The organism is Pseudomonas putida, assembly GCF_001941965.1.
In the GTDB taxonomy this organism is placed as follows: Bacteria; Pseudomonadota; Gammaproteobacteria; order Pseudomonadales; family Pseudomonadaceae; genus Aquipseudomonas; species Aquipseudomonas putida_L.
Genome location: NZ_MKZO01000047.1, coordinates 185,487 through 205,718, shown reverse-complemented (window position 1 = coordinate 205,718; position 20,232 = coordinate 185,487). Strand labels below are relative to the sequence as shown.

19 protein-coding genes are annotated in these 20,232 nt (G+C 64.6%); 5 read left to right on the top strand and 14 right to left on the bottom strand.

What is annotated here, in order from left to right:
• Window positions 1–80 precede the first annotated feature (80 nt).
• The 4 genes from PSEMO_RS24315 to PSEMO_RS24300 form a co-directional block, all read right to left on the bottom strand.
• A complete protein-coding gene (locus tag PSEMO_RS24315; RefSeq protein ID WP_075805486.1) occupies window positions 81–1,334 on the bottom strand; it encodes an OprD family porin in 1,254 nt (417 codons plus the stop codon).
• 36 nt (window positions 1,335–1,370) lie between these two features.
• Entirely contained in the window at window positions 1,371–2,675 is a 1,305-nt protein-coding gene (locus PSEMO_RS24310; RefSeq protein ID WP_075805485.1) for a CitMHS family transporter, read from the bottom strand.
• 106 nt (window positions 2,676–2,781) lie between these two features.
• The gene (locus PSEMO_RS24305; RefSeq protein WP_075805484.1) at window positions 2,782–4,101 is read right to left on the bottom strand and encodes a dicarboxylate/amino acid:cation symporter; all 1,320 of its coding nucleotides are present in this window, start codon (window positions 4,099–4,101) and stop codon (window positions 2,782–2,784) included.
• A gap of 61 nt (window positions 4,102–4,162) precedes the next feature.
• Window positions 4,163–5,242, bottom strand: coding sequence for a 4-oxalomesaconate tautomerase (locus tag PSEMO_RS24300; protein WP_075805483.1), 1,080 nt, complete (start codon window positions 5,240–5,242; stop codon window positions 4,163–4,165).
• Between PSEMO_RS24300 and PSEMO_RS33600 the strand changes: the two genes are divergently transcribed.
• A complete protein-coding gene (locus tag PSEMO_RS33600; RefSeq protein ID WP_178392048.1) occupies window positions 5,241–5,414 on the top strand; it encodes a hypothetical protein in 174 nt (57 codons plus the stop codon). The two genes, PSEMO_RS24300 and PSEMO_RS33600, sit on opposite strands and share 2 nt — an antisense overlap.
• Window positions 5,390–6,283, top strand: coding sequence for a LysR family transcriptional regulator (locus PSEMO_RS24295; protein WP_075805482.1), 894 nt, complete (start codon window positions 5,390–5,392; stop codon window positions 6,281–6,283). The genes PSEMO_RS33600 and PSEMO_RS24295 overlap by 25 nt, the downstream gene beginning before the upstream one ends.
• A 10-nt stretch (window positions 6,284–6,293) precedes the next feature.
• On the opposite strand, the gene PSEMO_RS24290 is transcribed toward PSEMO_RS24295, so the two are convergent.
• Window positions 6,294–6,959 carry a FadR/GntR family transcriptional regulator gene (locus PSEMO_RS24290; protein WP_075805617.1) on the bottom strand — a complete coding sequence of 222 codons (666 nt, stop codon included), beginning with the start codon at window positions 6,957–6,959 and terminating at the stop codon, window positions 6,294–6,296.
• A gap of 101 nt (window positions 6,960–7,060) precedes the next feature.
• Here PSEMO_RS24290 and PSEMO_RS24285 point away from each other — a divergent pair, with 101 nt between their 5' ends.
• Window positions 7,061–7,804, top strand: a complete 744-nt coding sequence (locus tag PSEMO_RS24285; protein WP_075805616.1) for a FadR/GntR family transcriptional regulator — start codon at window positions 7,061–7,063, stop codon at window positions 7,802–7,804.
• Window positions 7,805–7,869: 65 nt separating this feature from the next.
• Here the strand turns inward: PSEMO_RS24285 and PSEMO_RS24280 are convergent, their stop codons facing one another.
• From PSEMO_RS24280 to PSEMO_RS24240, 9 genes are all read right to left on the bottom strand, one after another.
• Complete coding sequence (locus PSEMO_RS24280) at window positions 7,870–9,630, bottom strand: glycosyl hydrolase family 28 protein (RefSeq protein ID WP_075805481.1); 1,761 nt, start codon at window positions 9,628–9,630, stop codon at window positions 7,870–7,872.
• 37 nt (window positions 9,631–9,667) lie between these two features.
• A complete protein-coding gene (locus PSEMO_RS24275) occupies window positions 9,668–10,024 on the bottom strand; it encodes a 5-carboxymethyl-2-hydroxymuconate Delta-isomerase (protein ID WP_075805480.1) in 357 nt (118 codons plus the stop codon).
• Entirely contained in the window at window positions 10,009–10,788 is a 780-nt protein-coding gene (locus PSEMO_RS24270; RefSeq protein ID WP_075805479.1) for an ABC transporter ATP-binding protein, read from the bottom strand. The genes PSEMO_RS24275 and PSEMO_RS24270 overlap by 16 nt, the downstream gene beginning before the upstream one ends.
• 10 nt (window positions 10,789–10,798) lie before the next feature.
• Window positions 10,799–11,638 carry an ABC transporter ATP-binding protein gene (locus tag PSEMO_RS24265; protein WP_075805478.1) on the bottom strand — a complete coding sequence of 280 codons (840 nt, stop codon included), beginning with the start codon at window positions 11,636–11,638 and terminating at the stop codon, window positions 10,799–10,801.
• Window positions 11,639–11,650: 12 nt separating this feature from the next.
• A complete protein-coding gene (locus PSEMO_RS24260) occupies window positions 11,651–12,568 on the bottom strand; it encodes an ABC transporter permease (protein WP_075805477.1) in 918 nt (305 codons plus the stop codon).
• A gap of 53 nt (window positions 12,569–12,621) precedes the next feature.
• Window positions 12,622–14,220 (bottom strand): ABC transporter substrate-binding protein, encoded by a 1,599-nt coding sequence (locus PSEMO_RS24255; RefSeq protein WP_075805476.1) that lies wholly within the window; start codon window positions 14,218–14,220, stop codon window positions 12,622–12,624.
• A gap of 45 nt (window positions 14,221–14,265) precedes the next feature.
• Entirely contained in the window at window positions 14,266–15,303 is a 1,038-nt protein-coding gene (locus tag PSEMO_RS24250; protein WP_075805475.1) for an ABC transporter permease, read from the bottom strand.
• Window positions 15,304–15,334: 31 nt separating this feature from the next.
• Complete coding sequence (locus PSEMO_RS24245; RefSeq protein WP_075805474.1) at window positions 15,335–16,945, bottom strand: ABC transporter substrate-binding protein; 1,611 nt, start codon at window positions 16,943–16,945, stop codon at window positions 15,335–15,337.
• A 71-nt stretch (window positions 16,946–17,016) separates the two neighbouring features.
• Complete coding sequence (locus PSEMO_RS24240; RefSeq protein ID WP_075805473.1) at window positions 17,017–18,171, bottom strand: mandelate racemase family protein; 1,155 nt, start codon at window positions 18,169–18,171, stop codon at window positions 17,017–17,019.
• A gap of 350 nt (window positions 18,172–18,521) precedes the next feature.
• On the opposite strand from PSEMO_RS24240, the gene PSEMO_RS24235 reads away from it, so the two are divergent.
• Window positions 18,522–19,247: an oligogalacturonate-specific porin KdgM family protein gene (locus PSEMO_RS24235; RefSeq protein ID WP_075805472.1), complete on the top strand. Its 726-nt coding sequence runs from the start codon at window positions 18,522–18,524 to the stop codon at window positions 19,245–19,247.
• Window positions 19,248–19,313: 66 nt separating this feature from the next.
• Window positions 19,314–20,114: an NAD-dependent epimerase/dehydratase family protein gene (locus PSEMO_RS24230; protein WP_075805471.1), complete on the top strand. Its 801-nt coding sequence runs from the start codon at window positions 19,314–19,316 to the stop codon at window positions 20,112–20,114.
• Window positions 20,115–20,232 lie beyond the last annotated feature (118 nt).

Below are 20,232 nucleotides of genomic sequence, written 5' to 3'. Positions count from 1 at the left end.
CAGTGCTCTCGAGAGCACCGCTGTACCTGTGGGAGCTGGCTTGCCAGCGATTAGGCCATCAGCAACACAACAAAATCCAGCTACCAGATCGCGATGTCATAGGTGAGATAGACCCGATTGCTATCCCGCCCCCTGGAAAAATCCGAGCGATACACATAGTTCCGTGCCTTGATACCCAGCCCTTTCAAAGGCCCCGACTGCAGGACATAGGCCAGCTCCATATCCCGCTCCCACTCCTGCCGGCTGGCACTGCCGGAGTGGTCGTTGTCGCCACTCAGGTAACGGGTCATGAACGTCAGACCCGGTACCCCCACGGCGGCAAAGTTGTAGGCATAACTGGCCATCCAGGTCTTTTCATCCTCCTCGATGAACTTGCCGATACCGACGTTGCTGAACGAATACACGGTCGCGCCGCTGATATAAGGCAGCCCCGCATCCCCCCGCAGCACCTGGTAGCCGCCACCGACCGTGTGCCCGGAATGGCTGTACGACAGCTGCCCGCTGAGCATGTCGTTGTCGATCTTGCCGCCGTGGGCCGCGCCGCTGTCCTGGCTCTTGAAGAAGCGCAGGTCACTGGTCAGCACGCCGCCGGCCAGCGGCAAGTCGTGCTGGACTCCGGCGAAGTCCTGGCGATAGAAGTTCTGCAGTTCGCCATGGAAGTAGCTGAGGCGCAATTGCTTGCTGAAGGCGTAGTCGGCACCGGCGTAATTGAAGTCTCCGGAAGCGTCGCCGCTGTAGCCATCGAGGAACAGGCCGACGCTGTCGGACGAGTCGCGCAGCTTGAAGCGGTCCAGGTGACCGGCCGTCAGGGTCAGGCCGGCGATGTCCTTGCTGACCAGTTCCGAGCCCTGGTAGGTCTGTGGTAGCAGGCGCGCGTCGTTGTAGACCAGCAAGGGATTCTTCGGCAGCAAGGTGCCATGGCGCAGCACGGTTTCGCCCAGGCGAACCTTGGCGGTAGCCCCGGCGCTGGCGAATTCGTCGGCGGCCCGGCCGTCGTCATGCACCGGTAACAGACCGGTACCGCTGCGGCCCTTGCCCGAGTCGAGCCTGACGCCGACCAGGCCCAACGCATCCACGCCGAATCCAAGGGTGCCCTGGGTAAAGCCCGACTGGTAATCGAGCAGGAAGCCTTGGGCCCACTCCACCCGCTCGCTTTTCGCAGTAGCTGCGGCGCGGGCGCTCATACCCTGCTCGTCGCGGAAGTTTTCGTTGAAGTAGACGTTGCGCAGTTGCAGCTTGAGCTTGCTGTCTTCGATGAAGCCTGCGGCGCCGACAACGGGCAGATAGCAGAAACACAGGCCGCAAGCGACCCCACGACGGTAGATACGGGTCATGTTGGAAACTCTGTTTTATTGTTGTTGGGTGTGGTTTCAGACGAAGAACGAAATGGCGCCGGTCAGCACGGCCAGTACGGTGATCACCAGGGAGGTCAACACCGCCCATTTCACCGTGGCTTTCTGGAAATCGCCGATATCGCGATCGACCATGCCCACCAGCAGCAGGGTCGAGGCCACCAGCGGGCTCATCAGGTGCACCGGCTGGCCGAGTACCGAGGCGCGGGCGATCTCGATCGGGTCGATGCCGTAGGCCGCAGCGGCGTTGGCCAGGATCGGCACCACCCCGAAGTAGTAGGCATCGTTGGACAGCACGAAGGTCAGCGGCATGCTGGTCAGCGCCACCACCAGCGGGAACCAGTGGCCCCAGGCCTCGGGAATCCAGGCGACCAGGGTCTGGGCCAGGGCATCGACCATCTTGGTCCCGGAGAAGATGCCGGCGAAGATGCCGGCGGCGAACACCAGCAGGACCACGGTCATGGCGTTGCCGGAATGGGCGAGGATCCGCTCTTTCTGCAGTTCGAGCTGCGGGTAGTTGATCATCAGTGCCGCGACGAAGCCGATCATGAACAGGATGGCGGCGTGCATCAGGCCCATCACCAAGGCGACCATCACCACGATCACCAGCACCAGGTTGACGTAGGCCAGGCGCGGACGCTTGTACGGGGTGTCTTCGAGGATCGCCTTGATGTAGCAGTTGCCGCCACCGGACTCGAGCTTGATGTTGCCGATGCGCTTGCGCTCCATGCGCCCCAGCAGGAAGGCGGTGAACACCACCCAGGCCGCCCCGCCGATCATGGTCGGCAGCATGGGGATGAAGTACTCCGTGGCATCCAGGCCAAGGGCCGCGATCGCCCGGGTCGCCGGACCGCCCCAGGGGCTCATGCCGCTCATGATGCTCAGCGAGAGCATGGACACGGTCGCCAGGATCATCGGGTTCATGCCGATGCGCTTGTACAGCGGCAGCATCGCCGCGCAGGTGATCATGTAGGTGGTGGTGCCGTCGCCGTCCAGGGCCACCAGCAGCGAGAGCAAGGCAGTGCCGATGGCGATCTTGACCGGGTCGCCGTTGACCCGCTTGAGGATCTTGCGGATCAGCGGATCGAACAGGCCGGCATCGATCATCAGGCCGAAGAACAGGATGGCGAACAGCAGCAGTGCGGCGGACGGCGCAACCATCTTCAGGCCGTCGAGCATCATCTTGCCCAGCTCCGGGGCGAAGCCGCCGATCAGGGCGAAGACGATCGGCACCACCGTCAGGGCGACGATCGGGGACAGGCGTTTACTCATGATCAGGTAGGTGAAGGTCACCACCATGATCAAACCCAGCAATGCGAGCATAGGATTCACTCTTGTTTTTATTGTGAAGGCAGCCGTATTCGCTACCCGGCAGTATGACTGCCGGGCAGGGGTATCGGAGTGTTATGTCGGGGTAACGCGGGTTGGATCAGGTGTGGCGCTGGGGCTGCTCGGCAGGCCAGGGCACCGATTGCTCGCCAGGCTCGGCGACAGGCGCCTGGTGGCCCTCGTCCAGGGCACGCATCAGCACCTCGCGGTCACAGGCCTTTTCGGACAGCGACATGACCACGGTGGCTACCGCGTTACTGGCCAGGCTGGTCAGGGCCCGGGCCTCGGACATGAAGCGGTCGATACCGATCAGCAACGCCAGACCGGCCAGCGGGATGTCGTGGATCACGGTGAGGGTCGAGGCCAGGGCGACGAAGCCGCTGCCGGTCACCCCTGCCGCGCCCTTGGACGACAGCAGCATGATCGCCAGCATGGTCAGGGTCTGGCCAAGGCTCAGGTCGATATTGCAGGCCTGGGCGATGAAGACGGCGGCCAGCGACAGGTAGATCGCCGTACCGTCGAGGTTGAACGAGTAGCCGGTGGGCAGCACCAGGCCGACCACGCCCTTCTTGCAGCCAAGGCCTTCGAGCTTCTCGATCATCCGCGGCAGCACCGGCTCGGTGGACGAGGTGCCGAGGACCACGAGGAATTCCTCGCGGAAGTAACGCAGCAGCTTCCACAGGCTGAAGCCATGGAAACGGCACACGGCACCCAGCACCACGATGACGAAGAAGGCGCAGGCGATGTACAGGGTCATCACCAGCTTGGCCAGCGAGCCGAGCGAGGTGATGCCGTACTGGCCAACGGTGAACGCCAGCGCACCGAAGGCACCGACCGGGGCGAAGCGCATCAGGTAGCCGAAGATGCGGAAGACCATCTGCGACAGCGCTTCCAGGACATCCAGCACCGGCCGGCCGCGCTCACCCATGGCCGACAGGGCGAAACCGCAGAGCACGGCGATGAACAGCACCGGCAGGACCTCGCCCTTGTTGAAGGCGCCGATGAAGGTGTCGGGGATGATGTGCATGAAGAAGTCCACCACGCCCAGCTTCGCCGCCGAATCGGTGTACTGGCTGAGGCCGGCCATGCTCAGGGTGGACGGGTCGATGTTCATGCCCACGCCGGGCTTGAACAGATGGACCGCCGCCAGGCCGATCGCCAGGCTGATCACCGTCAGCGCCAGGAACAGAAACAGGGTCTTGCTCATCAGGCGGCCGAGGCTGCTCTTGTCGGTCATCCCGGCGATGCCGGTGACGATGGTGCAGAACACCACGGGGGCGATCATCATCTTGATCAGCTTGATGAAGGCATCACCCAGGGGCTTCAGGGCAACCGCCTGTTGCGCCCAGAAGTGGCCGACCAGCACGCCGAGCAGGACGGCGCAGATGATCTGGAAATACAGTGATTTTGCGAGTTTCATGAGGCATCACCCATTCTTGAATTTGTGCGGATGCGCGCTGTGGTGACGGTTACCTGCAGTATCAGCCAGCAAGCCGTCGCGAGGTTGGTGCGTAGACGAAACCGGAGAACAGCCGACGGGCGGTACGGACCACCGAGGCTTGCAGGGTCTTGCCGCCCGGTCCGCTACGGGACAGGGCGATATCGATGCCGCCACCCGGGTGCTCCAGGCGCACTTCGGTCAGGTCCGCCGCGCTGTCACCGAGCAGTTGCTGGGCAACGGTGCCCGGGCTGACGCAGGCGGTGGCCAGGCCGATGGCACCGGTGATCGCCAGTGCACGATGGCAGTTGTGCGGCATGAAGTAGCGGACCTGCAGGGTGCCGTCCTGGCGCGGCGGCGAAACCAGCACCGGCTTGGGGATGACCATATTGCTCACATCACCCAGGCCCATCGCCCTGCCCGCCTTGAGCCGCAGCGCTTCCAGGCGCTCCAGCAGCTCACGGTCGGCATCCAGTTGCGCCGGGCTCTCCGAACCACTGACGCCAAGCTGGCTCGCCTCGACGATCATCATCGGCATGGCCATGTCGATGCAGGTCACCGGCACGCCATCGATCACGTCCTTGGCCTGGCCAGTGGGGAACAGCTTGCCGGTCTTGCTGCCGACGGCATCGAGGAAGGTCAGGTGGATCGGCGCTGCGGTGCCCGGTACGCCGTCGATGGCAGTACGGCCCTCGTAGCGGACGATGCCACCCGGGGTCTCCACCAGCGAATTGACGAAGGTATTGGTGTTCAGGTTACGAATGCGCACCAGGGTGCGGCCTTCCTGGCCCTTGACCAGCCCCTGCTCGATGGCGAACGGGCCGACGGCGCAGAGCATGTTGCCGCAATTCGGCGCGGTATCGACCCGGCGCTGGGCGACCATCACCTGGACGAACAGGTAATCGACGTCGGCATCGGCGTGCAGCGACGGGCTGACGATCGCCACCTTGCTGGTCTGCGGGCTGCCGCCACCGATGCCGTCGATTTCCAGCTCGTGCCCCGACCCCATGATATTGAGCAGGACTTCATCACGCTCGACCACGTTCGACGGCAGATCCCAGGCATGGAAGATCGGGCCTTTCGAGGTACCGCCGCGCATGAGCACACAGGGAATTCGTTGCATGACTACTGACTCTCGTTTATCAATCGACATGATTGATGCTGTTGAAACAAGAGTGACAGGCTCGTATAAATCAATCCAATGCAAAGATCGTCCTGATTATTGCGTTTCAAACATGAATAAAAGCGCCATCGACCAAGGCTGTTTTCCATGGAATATGAGCTTCAAGATTTGAGATCTTTCGTCAAAATCGCCGAACTCGGGAGCTTCCATGAAGCGGCCGAAGCCCTGCACCTGTCGCAGCCGGCCCTGAGCCGGCGCATCAAGAAGCTGGAGGAAGGCCTGGGCACCCCGCTGCTCGAACGCACCACCCGGCGCGTCGGCCTGACCAGCGTCGGCCGCGACTTCCTGCCTAAGGCGCGACGCCTGCTGGATGACTTCGAGGATTCGATCCTGAGCATCCGCGAACTGGCAGAGCGCCAGAGTGGCCAGGTCACCCTGGCCTGCATTCCGACCGCCGCGTTCTATTTCCTGCCTTCGGTGATCCGCCTGTACAACGAGCAGTACCCGAAGATCCGCATCCGCCTGCTCGACCTCAGCGCCAACGACGGGCTGGAGGCGGTGCTGCGCGGCGAGGCGGATTTCGGCATCAACATGATGGGTGGGCAGCACGCCGATATCGAGTTCGTACCGCTGGTGGAAGAGAAGTTTGTCCTGGCCTGCCGCCGCGACCATGAACTGGCCGAGCGCAAGGCCCTGACCTGGTCGGAACTGGCGCCCTACCGGCTGATCGGCGTGGGTCGCCTGAGCGGCAACCGCATGCTGCTCGACCATGCCTTGAGCGGGCTGAATATCAAGCCGAAGTGGTTCTATGAAGTGCAGCACCTGTCCACGTCGCTGGGCATGGTCGAGGCCGGCCTGGGGGTCTCGGCCATGCCCAGCCTGGCCATGCCCGGGGCCGACCACCCGACCCTGGTCAGCATCCCCCTGGCCGAGCCGGAGGTGACCCGGACCCTGGGCCTGGTCTATCGCCGGGGGGCGTCGTTGTCGCCGGCAGCGGAGAAGTTCGTGGCGATCCTGCTGGAGAAATGGAAGGAGCGCTGAGGGTCAAGGCTCAGGCGTGCTGAAGCGCCGCCCGGGCATGGCTCAGGCAATTGACCAGATGCAAACGCATCGCCGCCCGCGCGCCCTCGACGTCCTTGCGGCTGATCGAGGCGAAAACCTGCTCGCGCTCGCGGCTCCAGCGCGCCCGCTGCGGCTCGTCGAACACCGGAGCGGCGTCGCCCATCAAGCTGCTGCCCAGATGGCTCATGGCATCGATGAAGAAGCTGTTGCCGGTGCACAGGGCGATCTGCAGGTCGAAGGCGAAATCGTCGTCCGCCTGATCGAGGGCGGCGCGCATGGCCTCCAGTTGCGCGGCATTGGCCCGCTGCGCGGCGATCCCGGCGGCTTCCACTTCCAGGCTCAGGCGCAGTTCGACGATGGCCACCGCGTCGCAGGCGCTGCCCTTCTCCGGGGCCTCACCTTCGGTTTCACCGGGGCGCACCGCATCGACGACGAAGGTGCCGATGCCCCGGCGCGTTTCCACCAGCCCTTCGGCCTGCAAGCGCGACAACGCCTCGCGCACCGTGGTGCGGCTGACGCCATGGGCCTCGGTCAGCACCTGCTCGGTCGGCAGCTTGCTGCCCGCCGGCCATTCACCGGCGTGGATTTTCTCCGACAGCACCAGCACCAGTCGCTGGGCCAGGCTCGGACGTCGATCAGGGGAAGCGTGCGGCATATTCAGGAACAACCGTGCTAAGCGAAAAGATGATGGCAGTATACCGGCAGCCCTTGGGCAAACCGCACTATACTGCCGGCCAATTGACGAAGAGCCTGCCCATGACGGACCTCACCGCCCTCACGCCGCACAAGCCCCGCCGCCTCGCCGAAACCCTGGTCGAACGCTTTGCCCAGCGCATGCGCGACGGCCAGTTGCAGCGTGGCGAAAAGCTGCCCACCGAAGCCAGCATCATGGAGGCCGAAGGGGTCAGCCGCGCCGTGGTGCGCGAGGCGTTGTCGCGGATGCAGGCGGCGGGGCTGGTGGAGACCCGGCATGGCGTCGGCACCTTCGTCCTCGACATGCCGGCACCGGAGGGTTTCAACGTCGGGCCGGCGACCATCGTCCTGCTGTCCGACGTCCTCGCTCTGCTGGAGTTCCGCCTGAGCCTGGAAGTCCAGGCCGCCGGCATGGCCGCCGAACGGGCCACCCCGCAGGCGCTGGAGGAACTGGAGCAGGCCCTGGAAGCGCTGATGCAGGGGCCGGAAAAGTCCGGCAGCACCACCAATGCCGACTTCCAGTTCCATCTTAAGATTGCCAAGGCATCGGGTAACCGGTACCTGATCGACATCATGAAGAACCTCGGGACCAAGATGATCCCGCGGACCCGGATGAACTCCGCCTACACCGGCCAGAGCAACCGCAGCACCTACCTGGCCGGGATCAATGTCGAGCACCAGCAGATCTTCGACGCCATCGCCAGCCGCCAGGTGGATGCGGCGCGGGCGGCGATGTTCATGCATTTGAACAACAGCCGCATGCGCTTGCGTGAGGCGCAGAAGCTGCAGGCGTTCTACAGCGAATGAAGCCGTAACACATAACCTGTGGGAGCTGGCTTGCCAGCTCCCACAGGGTCATCTGAGGTCAGGCGTTATGGGGTTGGCTCGACATCGCTGAACGCCAGGTCCGCGCTAGTTGCGATCTTCCAGGGGTTGCCCCCCATCGTCTCACTGAACCTCACCCCCTCGAACCGCGAATCCCGCAGCCCGTCGATCTTCACCTTGGCCCCGCCACTGAAGCGCACCCGCTCGAACACCAGCCCTTGGTGCCAGGCATCGTGCGCGCTATCCCCCTTGACCTCGATCGCCGCCATCCCGGCATTCTCCACACTCACATCACTGACCCGCACATCGCGGAACTGCCCGGCAATGGTCGAGCGCTGGTAGTCGAGCTTGGCGTTGGGATCGTTGTAGTCGAGGGTGAAGATGAACGCCTGCTTCACCGTGTTGCGCAGCGCCGAATCGCGGAACACCACGTTGCGCGCCCCGCCGCCCATGAAGTTGGTGCTCTTCATGCGCAACCCGGCATCGGTACCGTCGGAGACGTTGTCCTCGGCAAGGATATTCTCGATCCAGGCCCCCGTGTGACTGCCGGCGACCACCATGCCGTGGCCCTTGCGGAAGTAGTTGTTGAAGATCCACGCGCCATCCTGAGGCTTCTGCTTCACCGCCTCGGCACCGGTGCCGGCAGCGAAGTTGACGCAGTCGTCACCGGTATCGAAGAAGTTGTTGAAGACCATGGCATTGCGGCTGTTGGCGAACTCGATGCCGTCGCCGTTGTTGGCGTCGTAGGTCTTGTGGGTGGTATTGGCCAGCACCACGTTCTCGGTCTCCAGGTTCATGATCCCGTGGTACGCCGGGTTGAGCACGGTGAAGCCGCCGTAGAAGACGTTCTTCACATCGCGCAGGGTGATCAGCGACGAGCGCATCTGCCCGTAGGCGTCCTTGACGTTCATGCCCTCGGCCACCGCCCGCTCCACCTGGGCCTTGGCCAGCACGCCATCGTGCATGTAGCGGGTGTTGTCGCTGGGCAGGTAGAACGGCAGCGTTTCGCCCGCGCGATCCTCGCGCTTCCAGCCGTTGCCGTCGATGGTGCCCTTGCCGACGATGCGGATGTTCTCGAAGGCCTGGTGGGCACGCGGGTCGCGGGGCAAGGCGTTGATCAGCGAGGCCGGGCGCACGGTGGTCGAGTACGGGTACTGGATATAGCCGTCGCGCGGGTAGTCCTCAGGGCGCTCGGAGCCAAGCAGGGTCGCGCCTTCGGCGATTTCCAGGGTCATGTTGCTCTTCAGGTAGAGCGCGCCGCTCTTGTAGGTGCCGGCGGGCAGCAGGACCTTGCAGCCGGTGGTGCAGGCGTCGATGGCGCGCTGGATGGCGGCGGTGTCCAGGGTAGAGCCATCCCCCTTGGCGCCATACTTGCGAACGTCGAACAGGGCCGGGACCTTGCTGGTGCGCTGCACGAGCACCGGGCTGTCGGCAGACTCCTTGCCGTCACGGCCCACCGAACGCACGGTGAAGCGGTATTCGCGGTCGGGTTGCAGGTTTTCCGCGGTGAAGCTGTGCAGGGCGATGCGGTGGTGGAACTTGCGGGTGTCCTGCTGGTAGAAGCGGTCGATCCAGGGTTTGGCCGGCGAGACCTGGTCGGCGTTGGCGTTGGCGCCGCCGAGCAGCTTGCCGTTGGCGTAGATGTGGTAGTCGGTGATGTCGCTGTGGCCGGCTGGTTTTTCCCAGACCAGGATGATCTGCCGGTCGTCATAGGCCAGGGTCGGGACCTGGGGTTTGGGTGGGGCTTCAAGGGCCCAGAGTGGCAGGCTGCCGGTCAGGGCCAGGGTGGCGATAAGGGGGCGCATCATTGTTATCTTCCTTGTTTGATAGGCACAGGGTTTGTGATCAACCTGCGATTTCGGCGCTCGCCCGATTAACGAACACCGCCCGCTGCATCTCCCGGACATCCATGGACAGCGTCTTCACCTCCGGCAACAGGGCAACCAGCGCCGCGATGGTCGCGGTCGCCAGGCTGCGTCGTTGCTCGACACTGCGCCCATCCAGCACCGACAGGGTCACATGCACGAAGTCATCCTCCCCTGCCCCACAGCGGTAATGCCCATAGCCGGCAATCCGCACCTTGATATCCCCGGGCTTGAAAAACCCGCTGGCATCGATGGCGTCATGCACCGCCGTCAGCAGCACCCGCTCGCCGACCCGCGCGGCCAGCGTGGTCGGGCATTCGATCAGGCAGTGAGGCATGGACGGCTCCCCTCGGCACTGAAATCACGGCTGGCCTGGACCAGCATCCGGGTGTACTCGTGGGTCGCCAGGTCCTGGCTCAACCCCTGGCAATCCAGGCGCTCGACGATGCGCCCGTGCTGCATCACCGCGACCTTGTCGCACAGGTGGCTGACCACCCCGAGATCGTGGGTGACCATCAGGTAGGTGAGCTTCTCGCGCTGGCGCAGGTCCGAGAGCAGGTTGAGGATTTCCGCCTGCACCGACACATCCAGCGCCGAGGTCGGCTCGTCCAGCAGCAACACCCGCGGCTGCAGGATCAACGCCCGGGCGATCGCCACGCGCTGGCGCTGGCCACCGGACAACTGGTGCGGGTAGCGATAGCGGAAGCTGTCGTTGAGCCCGACCTTGTGCAGGATGTCGTCGATGCGGTCGTCGCGCTCGCCGATGCCATGGATCACCAGCGGCTCGCGCAGCGCGGTGTCGATGGTGTGGCGCGGGTGCAGCGAGCCGTAGGGGTCCTGGAAGACCATCTGCACCTTGCGAAAGTGCTCCTTGGGAATCTTGTGCTGCAAGGGCACGCCGGCAATGCTCAGCGCGCCGGTCCAGTGCCGGTATTGCCCGGCCAGGCAGCGCAATACGGTGGTCTTGCCGGACCCGGACTCACCGACCAGGCCGAAGGATTCACCATCCTCGACACTCAGGTTGACGTCGTGCAGCACCTGGTTCAGCGCCGGGCCGACGCCGAAGCTCAGGTTCAGCGATTGGGCTTGGATCATGGACATGGTCGGTTCCTCAGCAGGTGAGCCAGAGCGGGTCGCGTTGCAGCACCGGCAGGCGCGGACGGCGGTTGTCCATGCTCGGCAGGGCCGCCAGCAGGCCGCGGGTATAAGGATGTTCGGCGCGGTGCAGGTCGGCGGCGGCAAGGGATTCGACCACCCGCCCCGCGTACATCACCAGCACCCGGTCGCAGTAGTTGCGCACCAGGTTGAGGTCGTGGCTGACGAAGATCAGCCCCATCTGCTGCTCCACCACCAGCTCCTCCAGCACGTTGAGCACCTGCTGGCGCACCGAGACATCGAGGGCCGAGGTGGGCTCGTCGGCGATGATCACCTCCGGGTTGGTGATGACCATCATGGCGATCATGATGCGCTGGCCCATGCCGCCGCTGACTTCGTGGGGATACAGGTCGTAGACCCGCTTGGGGTCGCGGATATGCACCTTCTCCAGCATCAGCAGGACCCGCTCGCGGGCCTCGGCGCGGCTGGCCTTGTGGTGGGCCAGGTAGGCCTCGGCGATCTGGTCGCCGACCCTGACCACCGGGTTCAACGAGTACTTGGGGTCCTGCATGATCATCGAGATGCGCTGGCCGCGGATCTGCTGCATGGCCTTTTCGCTGGCCGAGAGCAGGTCGACATCGCCGAAGCGCAGGGCGTTGGCGGTGATCTGCGTGCTGGCCGGGTGCAGCTTGAGCAGGCTGCGCCCGACCGTGGACTTGCCCGAGCCGGACTCGCCGACGATGGCCAGCTTTTCCCGGCCCAGGGTGAAGGACACATCGCGCACCGCGTGCATTTCTTTCTTGCCGTTGACGAAGCGCACGTTGAGCGAATCGACAGTGAGTTTGAGCGACGACATAGAAGCCTCCAGTTACTCGCTACGCGGATCGAGGATGTCCCGCAGGCCGTCGCCCAGCAGGTTGAACGCCAGGCTGACGAGCATGATCGCCGCCCCCGGTACCGCCACCAGCCACCAGCACTCGAGCATGTAGCGGCGCCCGGTGGAGATCATCGCGCCCCACTCCGGCAACGGCGCCTGGGCGCCCAGGCCGAGGAAGCCCAGGGCCGCGGCGGTGAGGATGATGCCGGCCATGTTCATGGTCAGGCGGATGATCACCGAGGACAGGCACATCGGCACGATATGCCGGAGGATGATGCGGCTCGCCGAAGCGCCCTGCAGCTCCACCGCAACGACGAAATCGGCCTTGCGCAGGGACAGGGTCTCGGCCCGGGCCAGACGGGCGATCGGCGGCCAGGAAGTAAGCGCGATGGCGACCACCGCATGCTCCAGGCCAGGGCCGAGGGCCGCGATGAAGGCCAGGGCCAGGACCAGGCTGGGGAAGGAGATGAAGATATCAGTGATGCGCATGAACACCGTGTCCACCACCCCGCCGAAGTAGCCGGAGACGGTGCCGATGAACAGCCCGATCGGGCCGACGATCACGGTCACCAGGGCAATGATGTACAGGGTGATGCGCGAGCCGTAGACCAGGCGGCTGAAGATATCCCGGCCATATTCGTCGGTGCCGAACCAGTGCGCGGCGCCCGGTGCCTGCGAGGCATTGGCGAGGTTCTGCACCACCGGGTCATGGGTGGCGATCCACGGCGCGAAGGCCGCGACCACCACCAGCAGCAGGGCGACGATCGAGCCCGCCAGGGTCATGGGGTTGCGCAGCAGGTGGCGCGCCACGCGCAGGCTGCTCTTGTAGAAGGCGTCGAGACTGGACGCCGGGGTAGTGTCGGCTGGCCGCTTGGCGGCGCTTTCGCTGGAAGACATGTTGGCAATCATCGGCCTGTTCTCGCGGTCGGTTGATGACCGCCCGGGTCGCCCCGGACGGGTACTCAGCGTTGCTTGTAGACGCCCAGGTAACGGGTCGCCTCGGCGTCGTCGCCGGTGAAGCCCTTGATATCCACCGCGCTGACCGCGGTGTCGGTCATCTGCGAAATCATCATGATCGGCCCGGCCTCCTGGTCGTAGCGGGTCTGCGCCTCGTGGTAGAGGGCCAGGCGCTTGGCGGCATCGCGCTCGACGCCGGCACGGTCGATCAGCTCGTTGAGCTGGCGGTCGAAGAACGAGGCGCGCCAGCCCTGGAAGTTGGGCAGGCCGGCAGCATCGCTGTTGTCCGGGTTGTAGACGAAGGTGCGCAGGCTGAAATACGGGTGCGGGTAACGCTCGGCGCCGCGAGCCACGATCATCTCGAAGTTGCGCGCACGCATGGCGCCGTACACCTGGTTGCCGGTGCCGGGAACGATGGTGGCCTTGATCCCGCCTTCGGCCAGGGTCGCCTGCATGCGCGCGGCGATATCGATGAAGGGCGGCTCGGACAGGGTGCGGATGGTGGTAGTGAAACCGTCCGGATAGCCCGCCTCGGCCAGCAGCGCCTTGGCTTTCGGCACGTCCAGCTTGTAGCCCGGATCCGGCAGGCGCGCCTCCAGGCCCAGTTGCATCGGCTGCTGGTTGAGCTTGCCGTAGTGCGGCATGACCTGCTGGTCCAGGCCCTGGTAGTCGATCAGGTTGCGCACCGCCTCGCGGACCTTCTGGTTGGCGAACTGCGGCTGCTTCATGCTCATCGCCACGTAGTACATGGTGCCGCGTTGCAGGGACTGCACCTGCAATTTGTCCGAGCTTTCGATAGCCTTGATATCCGGCGCGGCCATGCCGTAGGCCAGGTCGAGGTCGCCGCGCTCGAGCATCAGGCGCAGCGACTGCGACTCGGTCATATGCCGCAGCAGCACCCGCTTCATCTTCGCCGGGCCGCCCCAGTAGCCGTCGAAACGGGTCATCACCAGGGCGTCGTTGGCGCTCCATTTGCTCAGGGTGAAGGGGCCGCTGCCGGCTTCGTTGGTGACCAGCCAGGCGCCGCCGAGGTCGCCGTTCTTCTCGTGCTTGAGCACCTCCACCCGGTCCACCACCACCGCGCTCGGCGAGGTCGCCAGGGAGTCGATCACCAGCAGCGGATCAGTAGGCTGTGGCAGCTCCACCACCAGGGTATGGGCATCACTGGCGCGGATCAGCGCCTGGATATTCTCGACGGTGTAGCCGTAGGCCTTCCAGTTGGTGGCCAGGCCGAAGTTGAGCTTCATCACCCGGTACAGCGACCAGGCCACGTCCTCGGCGGTCAGCGGGTTGCCGGAGTGGAACTTGACGTCATCGCGCAGGTGGAAGGTGATCGACTTGCCGTCCTCGCTCACCTCCCAGCGCTCGGCCAGTTGCGGCAGGTGCTTTTCCGGGTTGCCCTGGTCGCGCTTGACCAGGGTGTCATAGAGGTTGGCGTTGATCCCGGAGGCATCCAGGCCCGGGGCGTTGGCCGGGTCGATGGAGAACAGGTTGACCAGGCTCATGCCGACGATCAACTGGTCGGCCGGGGTCTTGGCCTGCACCGCGGCCATCGGGCCCAACGCCAGCACGGCGCCGAGCAAGGCGGGAAATACAGTCTTCATGGGGCATCCTTCTTTTTGTAGTTATGCCGGGTGGCCACGGGGGCTTCAGCGGGTCCTTGGGTCGAACACCTTGTACAGGGCGTCGCTGATCAGGTTGAGGGCGACGAAGATCAGGCCGATCACCAGCACGCAGCCCATCACCGCGTTCATGTCGCCGAGCATCAGGCTGCTGGTCAGGTACTGGCCGAAGCCGGGCCAGGCGAACACCGTCTCGATCAGCACCGCGCCTTCGAGCAGCGAGCCGTAGGCCAGGGCCACCACCGTCAGCAGTTGCACGAGGATGTTGCGGAAGGCATGGCCCCAGACCACCTGGCGCCGCGACAGGCCCTTGACCCGGGCGGTGATGATGTATTCCTGGGACAGCTGTTCGAGCATGAAGCTGCGGGTCATGCGGCTGATATAGGCCACCGAGTTCAGGCCGAGGATCAGCCCCGGCAGGACGATATGCTTGAGCGCGCTGGCGAAGGCCTCCCAGTCCCGGGCGATGGCGGTGTCCACCAGCAGCAGGCCGGTGACTTCCTCGACCATGCCGTCGTAGGCCAGGTCGATGCGCCCTGCCCCGCCGGCCCAGCCAAGCCAGGCGTAGAACACCAGCAGGCCCATCATGCCGACCCAGAAGATCGGCGTGGAGTAGCCGAACAGGGTGATGACCCGGGCCACATGGTCACCGACCTTGCCCTGGTTGCTGGCCGCGACCACGCCCAGCGGCAGGCCGATCAGCACGCCGAAGAGGATCGCCAGGGTGGCCAGCTCGATGGTCGCCGGGAACACCCGCTTGATGTCCTCCAGCACCGGGTGGCCGGTGAGCAGGGCGTTGCCGAAATTACCGTGGAGCAGGTCGTTGAGGTACAGGCCGAACTGGGTCCAGATTGGTTTGTCCAGACCCATGGCCCGGTACACCTGGTCGTAGGTGGAGCTGTCGGCATCCGGGCCGACCACGGCCAGCACCGGGTCGAGGGGCATGACCCGGCCGATGAAGAAGGTCAGCGCCAGCAGGCCGAGCAGGGTCACCAGGACCGTGCCGGCCCGGCGCGCGGTGCCGGACGCGCGGGCGCCCAGCAGGGAGGCAGAGGAAGCGAACATAACGGGCTCCTGAAGAACGCTGCACCAGGCCTCAGCGGGCCTTGTACACGTCCTTGTAACGGGTGGTGGCGGCGCTATGGCCCTGGTAGTCCTGGACGTCGTGATAGAGCACCACGGTGTCGGTCATCTGCGACACCGGCAGGATCGCCCCGACCTGCTGGTCCAGGGTGGTCTGGATCTGCTGGTACTGGGCCAGTTGCTTCGCCGGGTCCGCTTCGACTTCGGCCTGCTCGATCAGGGTGTTGAGCTCCGGGCTGTAGAACGAGGTACGCCAGCCCTGGAAGTTGCTCAGCTTGGCTTCGTCGCGGTTGTCCGGGTTGTACACCAGGGTGCGCAGGCTGGAGTGCGGATGGCGCTCGGCCCCGCCGCCGCCACGACCGACCAGAATGTCGAAGCTGCGCTCGCGCATGGCACCGTAGATCTGGTTGCCGGTGCCGGTGATGATGGTCGCCTGGATCCCGGCCTGGGCCAGGGTCGCCTGCAGGCTGGAGGCGATATTGATGAAGGGCGGCTCGGTGAGCACGCGGATGGTGGTCTTGAAGCCGTCGGGGTAGCCGGCCTCGGCCAGCAGCTTCTTCGCCTCGGCGACGTTCAGGGTGTAGCCCGGATCGTCCAGGCGCGCGGCCAGGCCCAGGGGCAATGGACGCTGGTTGAGCTCGCCGTAGTGCGGCATCACCGTCTGGTTCAGACCCTGGTAGTCGATCAGCGAGCGCACGGCCTTGCGGACCCGGGCGTCGTCGTAGGGTTTGTTCTTCACGCTCAGGGCGACGTAGTAGAGGGTGCCGCGCTGCACGGTCTGGGTGCGGACCTGATCGGATTTCTCCAGCGCTTCGATGTCCGGCGCCGACATGCCCTTGGCCAGGTCGAGGTCACCGCGCTCGACCATCAGGCGCAGCGACTGCGACTCGGTCATGTTGCGCATGACGATGCGCTTGAGCTTGGCCGGGCCGCCCCAGTAGCCGTCGAAGCGGTTCATCAGGATCACATCGTTGGCGCGCCAGTCCTTGAGTACGAATGGGCCGCTGCCGGCCGCGTGGGTGGTCAGCCAGGCGCCGCCCATGTCGTCGCCCTTCTGGTGCTGCTGCACCACCTTGCGGTCGAGGATGAAAGCGCTTGGCGAGGTGGCGAGGGTGTTGAGCACCAGCAGCGGGTCGGTCGGCCGCGGCAGCTCGATGACGAAGGTCTGCGGGTCGACGGCGCGCATCTGCGTGGCGACGTTGCCAGCGGTGAAACCGTAGGCTTTCCAGGTCGAAGCCAGGGCCAGGTTGAGCTTGAGCACCCGTTGCAGCGACCAGGCGACGTCCTCGGCAGTCAGGGTGTTGCCGGAGTGGAACTTGACGCCCTCGCGCAGCTTGAAGGTCAGGGACTTGCGGTCGTCGCTGACCTGCCAGCTTTCGGCCAGGGCCGGGACCAGTTGGTCCGGCTGGCGGGCGTCCTGGACCAGGAGCATGTCGTAGAGGTTGGCATTGACCTCCGACACGTCCAGCCCGGTGGCAGCGGCCGGGTCGAGGGACAGCAGGTTGATCATGCTCATGCCGACGATCAGCTGGTCGGCCGGGGTCTTGGCGAAAGCCAGGGGCGTGGCGCTCAGGGCCAGCAGCGTAGCCAACGCCCCCGCGCGGAGTTTCGGGAGAACGCTCATGTGAGATTGCCTTTCTTGTAGTTATTGGACTCTCGGGCGGCACGCGCCGGGCGCGCGCCGCCAGGCACGAATCAGTAGCTGTGCAGTGTATTGGTCTCGACGTAGTTGAAATCGATGTCCTCGCCCAGGCCCGGCAGGTCGGAGAGATGGACGAAGCCGTCGGCATCCATCGGGTCGACCAGGCGCTTGAGGTAGGCAGGCACCTCGTCGTAATCGAGGAACGGGTGCAGCAGGCCGCGCTCGTACCAGGTGCAGTTCTTGATCGCGCCGACCACCGCCAGGTTGGCCGCGCCGTTGCCGTGGATCTCGCAATCCATGCCGAACGACTCGGCCATGTGCGCCACCTTCAGGCACGGGGCGATACCGCCGACCCCGGCGACACCGGCACGCAGGATGTCACAGACATCGTTCTTGACCCAGCTGGCCCGGCTCAGGTGTTTGCCGCCGAGGCTTTCCGGGCCGAGGATCGGGATGTCCAGCTGGCCGGCGAGCCAGGCATAGGACTCGGCCGAGTCTTCCATCATCGGCTCTTCGAACCAGGCGAAGTCGAGCTTCTCCAGGGCGCGGCCGATGGTCAGGGCGTCGGTGCGGCTGTACCAGTGGTAGCCGTCGATCATCAGGGCGATATCCGGGCCGACCGCCTCGCGCACGGCGGCGCAGGCCTTGATGTCCATCGGCACACTAGGGGCGAAGGACACCGGCGGCATCCAGGTGTGCAGCTTGATCGCCTTGTAGCCGCGCTTGACCAGGGTCTCGGCGAAGCGGCCGTACTCTTCAGGGGTGGACAGGCCACCGGGGAGTTCGTCGCCGCACATGGTCGAGCCATAGGCCGGGACCTTGTCGCGGTAGGCGCCGATCAGCTTGTGCACCGGCAGGTTCAGCTTGCGTCCGGCCCAGTCCCACAGTGCCTGTTCCACCAGGGCCAGGGCGCGGTCGGTGAGCTGGCTGGCGCTGCCGCGCTGCCAGTGGGCGAGGTCATGCCAGATCTTCTCGCGGTCGAAGGCATTGGCCCCGACCAGCACCTTGCGCACGAAGCCGTCGAGCACATAAGGGCGGATCAGTTCGGGGGCGCCCAGGGCGTAGCCTTCGTTGCCGCATTCGGTGGTGATGCGCAGCAGGGCCATCTTCGCCTGGGTCACGTCACCGGGGTGGGCATGGCCGGCGCTGTCGACGGCGCGGCGGGTGGGGTAGGAAAAAATCTGCACGTTTACAGCAGTGATGATCATGGACGTCTGAGCCTTTTTATTAGGTTTGGCGGCGGGAGAGTCACGCTCTGGACAGGATCCTACGTCATCATACAACTTTTGAAAAGCACCCCTTTGAAATCTTTATCAACGACCCTTAACCACCCAATTCAGCACCTGCAAACCTCCACAAACACCAACACATACAGGCGAAACACCCGAAATAGAGCCATCAAAATTTGTCGTCAGACAACATCTCAAGAAATCGTAGACAACCCAAGAGTTGTCCGATAACTTGTTTTGCACCTGCCGCCACGGAGCCACCCATCCACAGCACCTTTACCGACCCCTGCCTCATACCGACCTCAACAACAAAAACAAAAGAAGATCGCATGAACATCACACTGCACAGCCTTGTGGCCGTCGCCACACTCGGCCTGTCCCTGCACGCCTTCGCGGACTCGGCCAGCATCAACTACCGCCACGGTTTCACCGAAGACGACAGCATCCATTCGGACCGGATCAAGATGAACTACCGGATGGACAGCGGCCTGGGCTTCGCCGCCGAGATCAAATACAAGACAGCGGGCGATCGCGAAGACGTCGCCTACGACAACATGGTCAACAACGGCCATGAGTTCACGGTGGACTACAACTACAAGTTGAGTCCCCGGTCGACGCTGACGCCGGCGTTCCAGATGGACAGCTCCAAGGATTCGACCACCTACAAGTTCGGCCTGAAGTACAGCTACAAGATCTCCGACACCTGGTATGTCGCTACCCGCGTACGCCAGGACGCCCGCAGCCTCGATCGCGACCAGATCGACCGCAGCAAGGACGACCGCGCCAAGGACAACCAGAACACGACCCGTCTGGAAGGCTGGCTTGGCTATACCCCGAAAGGCCCGTGGGCCTTCGAGTACCAGTACATCCACTTCAGTACCGACTACATCCGCTACGACAACAAGAAGAGCGACTACGAGCAGAACCTGATCATCAAGTACAAGCTCAACAAGCAATGGGCGCCGTTCATGGAAGTGGGTGACATCAAGGTCAGCTCCACCACCGACGACCGCCAGGCTCGCTGGCGCCTTGGGATCCAGTACAACTTCATGTAGCGCTCTCCTCCGGGCAGCCCACCCGGCTGCCCGGTCATGTTTTCCACCGAAGCAAAGGCCACTTTCATGACCACCAGCAAACCCTTCCACCGCCTGCTGCTCACCGGCGCCGCCGGCGGCCTCGGGCAGATCCTGCGCGAGGCCCTGCAGGCCCATGCCGCCATCGTTCGTGTTTCCGATATCAGCGAAATGGCGCCGGCTGCCGGCGCCCATGAAGAAGTGCTGCCCTGCGACCTCGCCGACAAGGCCGGGGTCCTGGCCCTGGCCGAGGGTGTCGATGCCATCGTGCACCTGGGCGGAATTTCTACCGAGCGGGCGTTCGAGGAGATTCTCGACGCGAATATCCGCGGCACCTTCCATATCTACGAGGCGGCGCGCAAACAGGGGATCAAGCGGGTGATCTTCGCCAGTTCGAACCATGTCACCGGTTTCTATCCGCAGGACGAGACCGTCGATGCCCACTCGCCGCGCAGGCCGGACTGCTACTACGGGCTGTCGAAGTCCTATGGCGAGGACCTGGCGACCTTCTATTTCCATCGCTATGGCATCGAGACCGTGAGCTTGCGGATCGGCTCGTCATTCCCCGAGCCGCGCAACCTGCGCATGCTCTCGACCTGGCTGAGCTATGCCGACCTGGCGCACCTGGTGGAGCGGGCGCTGCTGGCGGAGGGTGTGGGGCATACGGTGGTCTACGGGGTATCGGCCAACCGTGAGCTGTGGTGGGACAACCGTCATGCGGCGCACCTGGGGTTCGAGCCGAAGGACAGCTCGGAGCGGTTTCGCGGGAAGATGCAGCCGGCGGCGAACGATCCGGGTGCCGGGCTGCAAGGCGGGGCGTTTACCCAGGCGGGGCCGTTCGGCGACTGATGAATCGGGCGCCGCTTGCGCGGCGCATCGCCGGCAACGCCGGCTCCCACAGGTATTGTGGGCACCGCCGGACCTTGTGGGAGCCGGCGTTGCCGGCGATGAGGCCATCAGCAACACC

What these genes read in the sequence shown, in the direction of transcription:
- PSEMO_RS24315 (WP_075805486.1), bottom strand. Translation starts at nt 1,334, where the DNA reads ATGACCCGTATCTACCGTCGTGGGGTCGCTTGCGGCCTGTGTTTCTGC.
- PSEMO_RS24310 (WP_075805485.1), bottom strand. Translation starts at nt 2,675, where the DNA reads ATGCTCGCATTGCTGGGTTTGATCATGGTGGTGACCTTCACCTACCTG.
- PSEMO_RS24305 (WP_075805484.1), bottom strand. Translation starts at nt 4,101, where the DNA reads ATGAAACTCGCAAAATCACTGTATTTCCAGATCATCTGCGCCGTCCTG.
- PSEMO_RS33600 (WP_178392048.1), top strand. Translation starts at nt 5,241, where the DNA reads ATGACTACTGACTCTCGTTTATCAATCGACATGATTGATGCTGTTGAA.
- PSEMO_RS24300 (WP_075805483.1), bottom strand. Translation starts at nt 5,242, where the DNA reads ATGCAACGAATTCCCTGTGTGCTCATGCGCGGCGGTACCTCGAAAGGC.
- PSEMO_RS24295 (WP_075805482.1), top strand. Translation starts at nt 5,390, where the DNA reads ATGGAATATGAGCTTCAAGATTTGAGATCTTTCGTCAAAATCGCCGAA.
- PSEMO_RS24290 (WP_075805617.1), bottom strand. Translation starts at nt 6,959, where the DNA reads ATGCCGCACGCTTCCCCTGATCGACGTCCGAGCCTGGCCCAGCGACTG.
- PSEMO_RS24285 (WP_075805616.1), top strand. Translation starts at nt 7,061, where the DNA reads ATGACGGACCTCACCGCCCTCACGCCGCACAAGCCCCGCCGCCTCGCC.
- PSEMO_RS24280 (WP_075805481.1), bottom strand. Translation starts at nt 9,630, where the DNA reads ATGATGCGCCCCCTTATCGCCACCCTGGCCCTGACCGGCAGCCTGCCA.
- PSEMO_RS24275 (WP_075805480.1), bottom strand. Translation starts at nt 10,024, where the DNA reads ATGCCTCACTGCCTGATCGAATGCCCGACCACGCTGGCCGCGCGGGTC.
- PSEMO_RS24270 (WP_075805479.1), bottom strand. Translation starts at nt 10,788, where the DNA reads ATGTCCATGATCCAAGCCCAATCGCTGAACCTGAGCTTCGGCGTCGGC.
- PSEMO_RS24265 (WP_075805478.1), bottom strand. Translation starts at nt 11,638, where the DNA reads ATGTCGTCGCTCAAACTCACTGTCGATTCGCTCAACGTGCGCTTCGTC.
- PSEMO_RS24260 (WP_075805477.1), bottom strand. Translation starts at nt 12,568, where the DNA reads ATGATTGCCAACATGTCTTCCAGCGAAAGCGCCGCCAAGCGGCCAGCC.
- PSEMO_RS24255 (WP_075805476.1), bottom strand. Translation starts at nt 14,220, where the DNA reads ATGAAGACTGTATTTCCCGCCTTGCTCGGCGCCGTGCTGGCGTTGGGC.
- PSEMO_RS24250 (WP_075805475.1), bottom strand. Translation starts at nt 15,303, where the DNA reads ATGTTCGCTTCCTCTGCCTCCCTGCTGGGCGCCCGCGCGTCCGGCACC.
- PSEMO_RS24245 (WP_075805474.1), bottom strand. Translation starts at nt 16,945, where the DNA reads ATGAGCGTTCTCCCGAAACTCCGCGCGGGGGCGTTGGCTACGCTGCTG.
- PSEMO_RS24240 (WP_075805473.1), bottom strand. Translation starts at nt 18,171, where the DNA reads ATGATCATCACTGCTGTAAACGTGCAGATTTTTTCCTACCCCACCCGC.
- PSEMO_RS24235 (WP_075805472.1), top strand. Translation starts at nt 18,522, where the DNA reads ATGAACATCACACTGCACAGCCTTGTGGCCGTCGCCACACTCGGCCTG.
- PSEMO_RS24230 (WP_075805471.1), top strand. Translation starts at nt 19,314, where the DNA reads ATGACCACCAGCAAACCCTTCCACCGCCTGCTGCTCACCGGCGCCGCC.